A 12,226-nucleotide genomic window follows, 5' to 3' on the forward strand; every position below is an offset into this window, starting at 1 on the left:
CCGGGACAACACGAGTGCGGCGCCCATGGGCCACGCAGCTATGGACTCTCCCTCCCCGTCCCGGTCACATCAATCTCTGCCACCTCGGACTCATCAAGCTCTGACAATTCCAGCTGCAGGGTGGAAAAATAGATTGAAAATCGCTCTCCCAGCGCGGTCTTGGCCCGTTTCAACAAAGCATCCAGCTGATCAAGGTTTAGTGACTCATCCACTCTAAGGTGGGCAGAAAAAATAGGTTTTCCGGATGTCAGCAGCCACAGATGCGGGTGATGCACATGACGAACACCATCCAATGCATTCAGGTATTCACAAATTTCAGAAACCGATGGCTCTTCAGGCGCATGTTCCATGAGCACGGACAGAGATTCCCGCAAAATGCTCCACGCCGCATACAAGACCATAAGCCCGAAAAGCATGCCCAGAATGGGATCGATCAACATAAAACCGGTGAAGTGGATCACTCCGGCGGCGAAGATGATGCCGAAGCTGCCCAGAAAAGTCTGAACCACATGCCAGAAGGCACCACGGGTATTGATGTCTTCCTTTTGGCTGCGGAACATGAGCGCAATCAACCAAATTTCGGTCAACATACCAACAAGCGCCACGATAAACATGGGCGCTGCCGGAATTTCGATGGGCGACATCAGACGCATGCCCCCCATAATCATGGCCACCAAGGCCATGACCAGTAGCGCAGCCCCATTCATCAGGGCCCCCACGATCTCGGCGCGCTGCCCACCAAAGGTCTGTGACAGGGAAGCCGGCCGCCGGGCAATCCTTCGGGCCACCAGGGCCAGGACCACACCGCCCACTGCCGAAAAGGTGTGAGCGGCGTCCACCAGGACCATGACTGACCCCGTATAGAGCCCGACCGCCAATTCAAAGAAGAAATACGCCCCCGTAACCACGGCAGCAATCTTCAGCTGGCGGCCGTGCCCCATCCCATGATGCTGATGTCCCGACATGTATCTTCTCCCGAGATAACCTTAAATCAGTCTGCTCGCTTACCCAGGCCCAGGCGAGTCCATTTCAATAACATGGAGTTACCCACCACCGAGAGGGAGCTCAGGGTCATGGCGATTACGCCAATCATGGGGTGAAGCAGGCCAACGGCCGCGATGGGAATCGCCACAATATTGTAGAAAAAAGCCCAGAAGAGATTCTGGACGATCTTGGCAAAGGTGGCGCGGGATAGGCGAATGGCCTCCACGGCGGCGGAGAGTTCGCCCCGAACCAGGGTGACATCGGCCGCTTCAATGGCAATGTCCGCACCGGCACCGATGGCAATACCCACATTGGCTTGTTTGAGGGCCGGCGCATCATTGATGCCGTCACCCACCATGGCCACTCGATCACCATAACGGGATTGCAGCTCACGGATTGCTTCCACCTTGCCGTCGGGAAGCACCCCCGCCTGGATTTCGTCGATGCCCACTTGCTTGCCCACATGCTGGGCCGTGCGCTCATTGTCACCCGTCACCATGACCGTGCGAATGCCCAAGCCATGCAAGGCCTCAATGGCTCGCTTGGAATCCTCCTTGACGGTATCGGCCACCGCCACAATGCCGGCCGCCCGGCCACCAATCGACACCAGCATGGCAGTGCGGCCGGTTTTCTCAAGGGCCTGCATGTCCGAATCGGCGTGACCGGGCAAGTCCACGTTCTTTTCCTGCATCAGACGCCGGCTGCCCACCAGCACGGTCTCGCCGTCCACGCTGGCCTGCATGCCCCGGGCCGTGATGCTCTTGAAATCCCGGGCTTCGGGCTTCTCCACGCCTCGATCCCGGGCACCGTCGACAATGGCCTGGGCCAGGGGATGTTCCGAGCCGGCTTCCACCCCGGCGGCCGCGGCCAGCAAACGATCCTCGTCGAAGCCCTCGAAAGCCTGCACGTCAGTTAGCTCTGGCTCGCCCTTGGTGATGGTACCGGTCTTGTCCAATACCACTACCCGGACATGGCGCAGGGTCTGAATGGCACTGCCGGAGCGCAGCAGCACGCCGCGCTCGGCACCCATGCCGGAACCCACCATAAGCGCTGTGGGCGTGGCCAAGCCCAGGGCGCAGGGGCAGGAAATAACCAGCACGGCAATGGCTGCCAGTACCGCCAACAACAATGGCGATTGATCCGGATTCACCCAGGGCAGGAAAGTCTCCCCCCAGTGGAGGATAGGCGTCAGGGCCTCGGCAAAGAACAGCCAGACCAAAAAGCTGAGCAGGGCCGCCGCGATCACGACAGGCACGAAACGACCGGTGATTCGATCGGCCAGTTCCTGAACGGGGACCCGGGAACTCTGGGCCTCTTCCACCAGCTTGATCACCTGGGACAGGAAGGTTTCCTTGCCGACCTTCGTTGCCCTGACCCGCAGACGACCCTCCTTATTGATGGTCGCCCCGATCACCGTATCGCCACTGCTCTTCTCCACCGGGACCGATTCCCCCGTGGCGATGGACTCATCCAGATGGCTGTTGCCGTCGAGAATCTCACCATCGGTGGGAATCTTTTCACCCGGACGCACGATCATCACATCCCCGGGCGCCAGCTCATCCACGGCCACTTCCACCTCGTCACCGTCCCGCTCTACCCGGGCCGTCTTGGCGCCCAGGGTGAGTAGCTTCTGGATGGCGCTGGAGGCACGGCCCTTGGCCCGGTCTTCGAGATAACGACCCAGCAGGTGAAAGGCCATGATGGTGGCCGCCATCTCGATAAAGGACGTCATGGGAAAGACAAAACCAACCAGGCCGATGAAATACGGCGGCAGACTGCCCATGCTGATCAGCACATCCATGTTGGGCGATAAGCTCTTCGCCGATCGCCAGGCGGAACGGTGCGTGGAGGCACCGGCGATAAAGACCACAGGAAAGGCGAGCACGGCGATAATGGCCAAATAACCCGGGATCGGTTGCCAGAACATATGCGGCATCATCAAAATCATGATGAGCACCGTCGGCACCATGGCCAGCCAGAGATTGCGGCGTGCCCGCTTTACATAGGCCTGTTCTCCCGCCTCGCCGTCATCGTCATCCGACACCGAGGTCACATCGTAACCGGCGCCCTCCACCCGCGCCTTGAGCGTCTCCCCGCTGACCGAATCGGGAACCGTGACCAGCACCCGGTGCCGGGCAATATAGGTCTGCACCGAGCGTACATTGCTGTCCCGTTCCAGGGCCTTGCGGACAATCCCGGCGCAGTGGTCACTGCCCATGCCGGGGACGATCAGTTCGATTTCCTTGTCACTCATAAGGCCACCTCTCAGCCAGGGAGAAAAACCAACAACGGCTCACTCAGTGATCATGATCATCGTCATCGTGTTCATGATCGGCTTCCTGCGAATCATCTACTTCATCACCATCGCCATGGTCGTGGTCGTGGTCGTGGTCGTGGTCGTGGTCGTGGTCGTCACCATCATCATGCCCGTTGTGGTGATGATGGTGTTCATCAGCATCCGGTAGGCGTTCCACACCCAGACCATGCTTGTAAACCAGGTGACTGCCATACCAGCCGGTGGTCATCATCACGGCCACGCCCAGGGCCAGGGCAATGGCGAAGGGCCGGGTCTCGCTGGCCCGGGACAAATAGCGCATCAGTGCCCAGCCACCCAGGGCGATAAAGATAAGGAGCGTGGCAACACCCCAGTTACGATGGGTGAGCATAACCGGGTGAGCTTCACCGTCATGGGGCACGGTGTTGTAGGCAATAAAGCCGCTGATCACCGCGGCAATGGCGGCCAGAACACCCAGCCACAGCGTCCAGCGCCCGGCAATGCGCAGGTCTTTCCACTCGGGCTTGAGCGCCCAGAAGGCATAGAACAGGCCGCTGCCGAATAGCAGGCCGATGGTGAGCTTCACCCAGATGGGGTGCCAGTTGGGGACGATTTCGATCATGGGGCCTCCTTCGTCGGCAAGCTGCCGATTGTGAGTTAATTAAACTTATATACGTTCAACTTCCTATAAGCCATGAAAAGCCACAAAGCCGCTTGAAGCTTGGCGCTTGTGGCTTGAAGCTCTCTTTCATTCCCGCAACCCCCGGGCATGCCAGAGGTAGTACAAGACCGGCAGTACCACCAGGGCGGCAATCCAGACGCTGAACACCCCGCCCACCATGGGCGCGGCGATGCGCTGCATGACTTCGGCCCCCGTGCCGGTGCCGATCATGATGGGCAGCAAGCCGAGGAAGACCGTGGTCTCGGTCATGGTGATGGGCCTGACGCGTCGGAGCGCCCCACCCATGACCGCTTCGCGCAGATTGGCCCGGGTCATATTCTCACCCACCGAATCACGCCAATCACGATAGGCCTGATTGAGATAAACCTGCATGATTACGCCCGTCTCCACCGCCAGGCCGCCCAGAGCGATGAACCCCACCGCCACGGCAATGGACATATCAAAACCCAACCCCCACAGCAGCCAGAAGCCGCCCACCAAGGACAGGGGGACGGTGGCCAGCACCATGGCCACATCGGAGAAGCGGTTGAAGGTCATCATCAGCAATACCAGGATGATGGCCAGCACAATGGGAATCAGTACCGACAGCCGCTCCATGGCTCGTTCCATGTACTGATACTGGCCGCCCCAGCTCAGTGAATAACCCGCAGGCAGGTCTACCTGCTCGGACACCCGTTGACGGGCTTCGCTCACATAGTCACCCAGGGAGCGATCACCGATTTCCACGAAGACAAAGCCCGTCGGCCGGGTGTTCTCGGTGCGGATCATGGCCGGGCCATCGGAGACACCGATATGGGCCACCTGCCCCAGGCTCAGCGCCTGACCGTTGGGGGCCACGAAAGGCAGCTGCTCCAGCTTCTCGGGGGAATCCCGCCAGTCATGGGGATAGCGGATATTGATGGGGAAGCGCTCCAACCCTTCCACCGTCTCACCCACATTGGTCCCGCCGACGGCATAACGAACCACCTCGTGCACATCATCGATATTCAGTCCATGGCGGGCCGCTGCCTGGCGATCCACATGGATATCCAGGTACCGACCTGAGGCGGTACGATCGGCCAGGGCCGAGCGGGTCCCCGAAATCTCATTGACCACCGCTTCGATTTCTTGGCCGATTTCTTCAATGACACTCAGATCCGGCCCGCTGATGCCGATACCCAGATCGGTCCGGATACCGGTGGCCAGCATGTCGATGCGGGTCTGGATGGGAAAGACCCAGGCATTGGTCAGGCCCGGAAACTGAACCAGGGCATCCAGTTCGTCCTTGATGTCCTGGGTGGTGACCCCGTCCCGCCACTCGCTGCGGGGTTTGAGCATGATGAAGGTTTCAATCATGGTCATGGGGGCGGGATCCGTGGCGGTTTCGGCCCGACCCACCTTACCGAAAACCCGTTTCACTTCAGGCACCTGCTTGATCAGCGCATCAGTCTGCTGCAGAAGTTCACGGGCCTTGTCGGGAGACACCCCCGGCAAGGTGGTGGGCATATACATAAGATCGCCCTCATCCAGCTCGGGCATGAACTCCGTGCCCACCCGATCCATGGGCCACCAGGTGGTGGCAGCGACGATCAGGGTCGCACCCAGCACCCAGACCGGGTATCGCAATACACCCCGGATCACCGGCTGGTAGACCGCCTTCACGCCGCGACTGATGGGGTTCTCATCCTGACTGCGTATCCGGCCGCGAATGAAATAGCCCATCAACACCGGCACCAGCGTCACCGCAATCCCGGCCGCTGCGGCCATGGCATAGGTCTTGGTGAAAGCCAAGGGCGCGAACAGCCGCCCTTCCTGGGCTTCCAGCGCGAATACCGGCAAAAAGCTCAATGCCACCACCAGCAAGCTAAAGAAGATGGGCCGGCCCACCTCCAGGGTGGCTTCTTCGATGGCCGCCCAGTGTTTTTCCGGTGGTGGCGGATCTTTTTCAAATCGTCGGTGGACGTTCTCGATCAACACGATGGCAGCATCCACCATCACGCCGATGGAGATAGCAATCCCGCCCAGGGACATGATGTTGGCGTTAATCCCCTGGAAGTACATCACGATGTAGGCCACCAGCACGCCCAGGGGCAGACTGATCAAAACCACCAGGGATGAGCGCATATGCCAGAGGAAGAGCCCAATGATGAGCACCACCACCGCGAACTCCAGGGCCAGCTTTTCCCACAGGGTGGCAATGGCATTGCCGATCAACTCGGAGCGATCATAGGTCTCGACAATCTCCACGCCTTCCGGCAGACCGGCCTTCAGCTCATCCAGCCGGGATCGCACCGCACGAATGGTCTCGCGGGCATTCTCGCCATCACGCATCACCACAATGCCGCCGGTAACCTCCCCCTCGCCGTCCAGCTCGGCAATGCCGCGCCGGGGCGCTGGACCCCGACGAATGTCTGCCACCTGATCCAGCATCACCGGCACCCCACCGGCATCCACGCCCACCGGAATCAGCCGCAAATCATCCAGATTCTGGATGTAGCCGGAGGCCCGCACCATGTACTCGGCTTCCGCCATCTCCAGGGTGGAACCACCCGTCTCGGCGTTGGCCCGCTGGATGGCACGGCGGACTTGATCGATGGGCAGGTTATAGGCCCGTAGTCGATCCGGGTCCATGACCACCTGGTACTGGCGGACCATGCCGCCCACGGTGGCCACTTCCGATACCCCCGGCACCGACTGGAGTTCGAACTTGAGGTACCAGTCCTGTAGAGCCCGCAGTTGAGATAAATCATGATTGCCGGAACGATCCACCAGGGCGTACTTGTAGATCCAGCCCACGCCGGTGGCATCCGGCCCCAGGGACACCGTCACCCCCTCCGGCATCTGCCCTTCCACCTGGCTCAGGTATTCCTGGACCCGGCTGCGGGCCCAATAGAGATCGGTGTCGTCATCGAACAGCACATTGATGAAGGCATCGCCGTACATGGAAAAGCCACGCACGGTCTCGGCCCCCGGCACCGCCATCAGCGCCGTGGTCAGGGGATAGGTCACCTGATCTTCCACCACCTCCGGCGCCAGACCCGGTGCCTCGGCACGGACAATGACCTGGGTATCGGACAGATCCGGAATGGCATCCACCGGGGTATGCTTGACCGCATACAGACCCACCGCCGCGGTCACCAGTGCCAGAATCAGCACCAGGACACGGTTGACAATGGACCAATGAATCAGTTTTTCAATCATGGATTACTCCAGAGCATGATTGTTCTCCCGCAGAGGCGCGGAGGCGCAGAGGTGCGTTAAATCTCCGATCGCATGTAGAGGAAACCTAGGCATCGGATGGTTATCGCGAATGAATTCGCTCCTACGGTGTTGCGGTTTCTCGGCGCCTTTGCGCCTCTGCGCGAGATATTCATTAATGATCCGAGTGATCTTCCACACGGCCGTGGCCACCCTGAATGCTGGCTTCGGAATCGATCAGGAAGTGTCCTGACAGAACCACTTCGTCACCCGCCTCAATGCCATCCAGGATCACAATCTGATCACCACTGACCATGCCGGGAGTAATCTCCCGCACCCGGAAATGGTTTTCATCTTCTCGGATCACCACGCGATTACCGCGCCCGGTCCAAATCACCGCTTCCCGAGGGATGATCACGGCTTCCTCGGAGGGCTCGGCATGGATGGTGACGGCATTCCACATGCCGGGACGCAGGCCGGTATCCACGTTCTCCACCGGCAGACGAACACGGACCGAGCGTGTTACCGGATCCAGGGTGGGATAGATATGACTGATCTCACTCTCCAGCTGACGGCCCGGCGCGTAAGGCAGGCCAATCTGGGCATGCTGCCCTTGGCTAATCCAGTCCGCCTGGTTTTCAAACACATCGGCGATCACCCATAGCTGGCTGAGATCCGCCAGCTCCATGATTTCGCTGCCGGGTTCCACATACATGCCGTGACGAACCCCAAGTTGGGTCACATAGGCATCCTGATGCGCGTACCAGGGAACGAACTGGATGACACGGCGTTCCCGCTCCAGGCGTTCGATCACCTCTTCATTCACATCCAATGCCCGGAGTCGGTCGCGGGCCGCTTCAACCACACGACCCTCTCCTCGACGCAAGGCCTGCAACAGCTCTTCCTGGGCATTGATCAGTTCCGGGGAATACAGGGTGAAAAGCCGATCTCCCTGGGAGACGTGATCCCCTTCGGCATCCACATCCAGTTCATGGATCCACCCCTCAACGCGCGGATGGATGTGGTGCAGGCGGGACTGGTCATATTCGACCCGACCCACGGTTTCAATGCGGCGCATCAGCCGGCCATGCTCGGCCGTGGTGGTGCGTATATTCATGGCCTGTTGCATGCCTGCGGGCACATGCACCTGATCCACTTCCATGTCGTGGCCTTCCCGCTGGACAAGATCCATGCCACAAATGGGGCAGCGGCCCGGCTCATCTTCTTCGATCTGGGGATGCATGGGGCAGGTCCAGACACCATCGCCATTACCATCTTCATGTTCATGGTCATGGTCATGGTCATGGTCGTGGTGATCATGATCGCCATTGTCCTCATCATCATCACTCACCAGATCCATCCCACAGATGGGACAGCTACCCGGTTCATCATCCGTGACCTCGGGATGCATGGGGCAGTAATAAGCATCGTCCCCATGATCATGATCGTGATCATGCACCTCTTCACCATGATCATGGCTCTCGTGCTCCGCGTGGTCATGGTGGTCTTCGCCATTCCCGCAGGCCATCAGCAGACCCAAAAGAGAGATGGCCATCAAACGTCGAATCAGGGTCAGGGCATTCATCGCGACTCTCCAGCCAGGTAATCCAGCTCAATTCGGCTCTCATCAATCTGTTGCTGCACATTCAGCAAGCGCAGCCGGTAATCCAGTTCATCCACCCGTGCCCGAATCACATCCCGGAAATCGCCTCGGTCGGCACGATAGGCCGAGAACTCCAACTCAAGGTTTTCCGCCGCCTCGGCCAGCAAGCTGGACTCATACAAGTCAGCCAGCTCCAGTCGACGCTGGTAGCGTGCATACTCGGATTCCAACTCCCCCTGGAGGACATGAATCTGATCCATTCGCCGATAGTGAACCGCCTGAGCCTCCGAGCGGGAAGCGGACAAGACCCGATCCTGTCGATCCCGGGTGAACAGGGGCAGGGAAAAACCCACCATCAGGGAGGCCATGTCGGAGGCCCGCCCACCATCCATGTCCGAAGCCCGACGATGGCCGTAGCTACCTTCCATCATCCACTCCGGCCGGTAGCTCTGGCGGGCCAGATCCACCTCCGTCTCGGCGGCTTTCAGGCGATGGGCTTCGGCTTGCAGGCTGGGATGCTCCAGCAGGCGTTCGTTCATCACGGTCAATGATTTGGGCATCGGCAAATCGGCCTGCCCCGGCTCGGTTCCGGACGCCAGAGAACCGACCCAGCGAGCAAGCTCGGCGCGAGCGGCCGCCTGCTCGGATTCCAGGGTCAGAATTCGCTCCTCCACTGCGGCCAGCTCCAGACGGGAACGGGACAAGTCACGCTGACTGCCCAAGCCACTCCGGTAACGGCTGCGGGTAACTTCCACCAGCGCTTCAAAATCCGCAGATTCCTCCCGGGCCAGCATTAACTGCTGACGGGTATAGGCCCAGGCCACCCAGGCACGCCGAACTTGACGCAGCACTTCCCGCTCACGGGCACTGACCTCGGCTTCCAGGGCCTCGGCGGCCCGCATGCCACGCTCACGAGACAGAGTCCGGCTCTCTCCGGCCGGAAAACGCTGGCGAGCGCCGATCATCAAAGAGGACATCCGGTCTTCATTGAGATTGAAGCTATCCACGGGCAGATTCTGCAGCCCCACGGTGATTTCCGGATCCGGCAAGGCCGACTGGGCCACGGCCGAATCCCGCGTAGCCTCGACCCGGGCCCGCAGCTCATCCAGGCCGGCATCCCGGGCCAGGGCCCGTTCTTCCGCCTCGGCCATATCCAGCACCGAATTTTGAGCCGCCAGCGTTGGCGGCAAGAGAACAGCCACTGCCATTAGCAGGGCCATCAAAAATGGGAGTTTCATGGGAACGACACCCTCAGCGACTGAAACAGACTAAAGACACACCACCGGTCAATCTGATCGCCGGCAGCAATCCGTTCAGTGAGGGGCTTATTCCAGGAAGCGGCAGCAGTGCAGATAGCACCGCCTGTCATTACTTTGGTAGGTGTATAAGGTTGCAGGGAGGCGGGCGGGTTGGGACGCTGGTGGTGGTCCGGTGGCCGGAACAGTCAACAGCGGGTCCGGCTCGGCATCCCGGTCCTGCTTGCGCTCACCCGCCGGCACCGCCTGCTCGGCCTGGCCACAATCCGCCGCCGACATACAGGCTTGATCCGCCATGTGATGACCGCAGTCGCTCATGACCGTCTCGTGACAGTCATCGCCATTGGCCGGCATCTCGGCCAAGCAGTCCGCCAGCACCTGGGTGCTGAAGGCCATCAGCGTCAGCAGGCACAGTGCGAGAGCGGCAAGTTGTCGGGCCACCTGGGTCACGGGTCCGGTCTCTCCAGTCAACTTGAATTCAATCTAGCATAGCCTGGCTGCCGCCACCATGCCCCTCACAAGCAGTTTTCAGCTGGATTTCATGGCAATTTCAAGCTTCTCACATGGGAAACACCCCCGCCCTGCCCCACACTTGGTCTCGACAGTACCCAACGGAACCAGGAGGTTGCCATGAGAACACTACAGCAAAACCTGCTTATCCTAATCGCCATTCTGACCCTAATCCTGCCTACAATGGGCATCGCGGATTCCCTCAGTGACTACACTGTATCCCCACGGGACGAGCACGGCCGTATATTGGGAACAATGGGCAGAGAGGGTCATGACGTATTCCCGGTCTATTTCACGGAAATAAATGGGCATAGAGTGACCGGCCAGAGAGATGTACTCTGGCTCAAACCCGGAGAGTACGAAATCAAGGCGGCCATCATGCCCTCTGCCTTCCAGCGTAAGATTGTGGGCGCAACCCGCCCAGGCAATCGGATCGAAGTGGAACCCTTGCAGCTCGTTGTGGAAGAAGGCAAGGATTACCGCATTGGTGGCCTCCACCTGCATCGCCAGGAAGGCAGCCAGCGGCGTGCCTTTCGCCTCGTGCTCTGGAAGGTGGACGATGGCGAGGGTGACAGCCATTATCCAGATCTGCCCGCCATGGACAGTTCGGATGACGGCAATGGTGAGGACGAAGACAGCTAAAGCATTCATTGTCGGCCCCGGCCAATGAGCCTGGGCCGACAACTTCCTCACTCGCCGTGAGATAATCGCCATCATCGCCCGGAACTGGACACGGAACCACCATGCCAGCGCGACAGGAAGAGACAAGCAGGCTGCAGTTCAAGGGCTTTGTCTATGAACCGGACAGCGGTCGCCTGAGCGGGCCCACCGGCACCCAGACCCTGCGTCCCCAGGCCGCCCGGCTCCTCGAGGCCTTGCTGGCCCGGCCCGGCGTGGTCATTGACCGGCAAACCCTGGTCGAATCTGTCTGGGGCGAGGGCCGGGTAGTGGAATTCGATGCCGGTCTCTCGGCCCTGATCAAGGAACTCAGAGCGGCGCTGGGCGACCAGGCCGGTTCGCCCACCTTCATCGAAACCATCCCCCGACGCGGAGTCCGTTTCCTGGTCCAGCCAGACACCACAGATCAAGCCGGAAACGCCCCATCCAGCGCCGCTTTGCCGCGCCCCATCCGCTTGATCGTCACGACCATACTCGCCTTGTTGCTGGGCGGGCTGGTGCTGCTGATGGCCTGGGACCTAGTCCCATTTGGCGGCGACCCGGAAGCAGCAGATCGGCCGCCCCGCGTGGCGGTCCTGCCCTTTCTGTCGGTGGATGATGCCGACCGGGAACAACGCGCCTCCATGCTGCTGGCCGACAGCCTGATCGCCGCCTTGGGCCAAGTGGTCAGCCGGGCCGATACCGAACAGGGAAGCCCACCCTACGCCGTGATTGGCCGCACCTCGGTAGTGGACTATCCGGCCGGCGAGGAGCTCTTGCCCCGTTTGGGTCGAGAACTGCGGGTGGACCTGGTAATCGAAGGCAGTTATCGACAGGAAGGCGAACAGGACTGGCTGATTAACATCAGTGCAGTGAAGGTGGAGGAGCAAACCATTCTCCTCTCCCGCAGCTTTGTCAGCGATGCCCTCTCCTCCCAGGCGGTGAGAGAACAGATGCAGAGCTTTGCCCTGGAGCTGGAACAAGCCGCAAGACGTTGCGGCCAGGATTGCCTGGCCACTCAATAAGCCCCCGAACACGGATTCCTTTCCGACGGATTGCTCCAAAACCTTCTGCCCCGGCAA

Annotated in this window: 8 protein-coding genes and 1 pseudogene; 2 read left to right on the forward strand and 7 right to left on the reverse strand. The window is 60.3% G+C overall.

The genetic code is table 11. The annotated features are described in order from the left end of the window. Positions 1-38: 38 nt before the first annotated feature. The 7 genes and pseudogenes from J2T60_RS07685 to J2T60_RS07715 all read right to left on the reverse strand — a co-directional run bounded on the left by J2T60_RS07685 (position 39) and on the right by J2T60_RS07715 (position 10,427). Positions 39-965 carry a cation diffusion facilitator family transporter gene (locus J2T60_RS07685; protein ID WP_253447916.1) on the reverse strand — a complete coding sequence of 309 codons (927 nt, stop codon included), beginning with the start codon at positions 963-965 and terminating at the stop codon, positions 39-41. A 26-nt stretch (positions 966-991) separates the two neighbouring features. Beyond that, positions 992-3,223 (reverse strand): annotated as a pseudogene (locus J2T60_RS07690) (heavy metal translocating P-type ATPase); the annotation flags it as partial. Between the two features lie 58 nt (positions 3,224-3,281). After that, positions 3,282-3,881, reverse strand: a complete 600-nt coding sequence (locus J2T60_RS07695) for a DUF2231 domain-containing protein (protein WP_253447919.1) — start codon at positions 3,879-3,881, stop codon at positions 3,282-3,284. Between the two features lie 126 nt (positions 3,882-4,007). After that, positions 4,008-7,121, reverse strand: a complete 3,114-nt coding sequence (locus J2T60_RS07700) for an efflux RND transporter permease subunit (RefSeq protein WP_253447922.1) — start codon at positions 7,119-7,121, stop codon at positions 4,008-4,010. Between the two features lie 172 nt (positions 7,122-7,293). Beyond that, positions 7,294-8,703, reverse strand: a complete 1,410-nt coding sequence (locus J2T60_RS07705) for an efflux RND transporter periplasmic adaptor subunit (RefSeq protein ID WP_253447925.1) — start codon at positions 8,701-8,703, stop codon at positions 7,294-7,296. Next, complete coding sequence (locus J2T60_RS07710; protein ID WP_253447928.1) at positions 8,700-9,959, reverse strand: TolC family protein; 1,260 nt, start codon at positions 9,957-9,959, stop codon at positions 8,700-8,702. Before J2T60_RS07710 ends, J2T60_RS07705 begins: the two co-directional genes overlap by 4 nt. A gap of 87 nt (positions 9,960-10,046) precedes the next feature. Beyond that, positions 10,047-10,427, reverse strand: coding sequence for a hypothetical protein (locus tag J2T60_RS07715; RefSeq protein ID WP_253447931.1), 381 nt, complete (start codon positions 10,425-10,427; stop codon positions 10,047-10,049). A gap of 180 nt (positions 10,428-10,607) precedes the next feature. Here J2T60_RS07715 and J2T60_RS07720 point away from each other — a divergent pair, with 180 nt between their 5' ends. Next, the gene (locus J2T60_RS07720; RefSeq protein WP_253447935.1) at positions 10,608-11,129 is read left to right on the forward strand and encodes a hypothetical protein; all 522 of its coding nucleotides are present in this window, start codon (positions 10,608-10,610) and stop codon (positions 11,127-11,129) included. A gap of 101 nt (positions 11,130-11,230) precedes the next feature. After that, positions 11,231-12,169 carry a winged helix-turn-helix domain-containing protein gene (locus tag J2T60_RS07725; RefSeq protein ID WP_253447938.1) on the forward strand — a complete coding sequence of 313 codons (939 nt, stop codon included), beginning with the start codon at positions 11,231-11,233 and terminating at the stop codon, positions 12,167-12,169. Positions 12,170-12,226: the final 57 nt, after the last annotated feature.

The sequence above is a fragment of the Natronospira proteinivora genome, assembly GCF_024170465.1.
In the GTDB taxonomy this organism is placed as follows: Bacteria; Pseudomonadota; Gammaproteobacteria; order Natronospirales; family Natronospiraceae; genus Natronospira; species Natronospira proteinivora.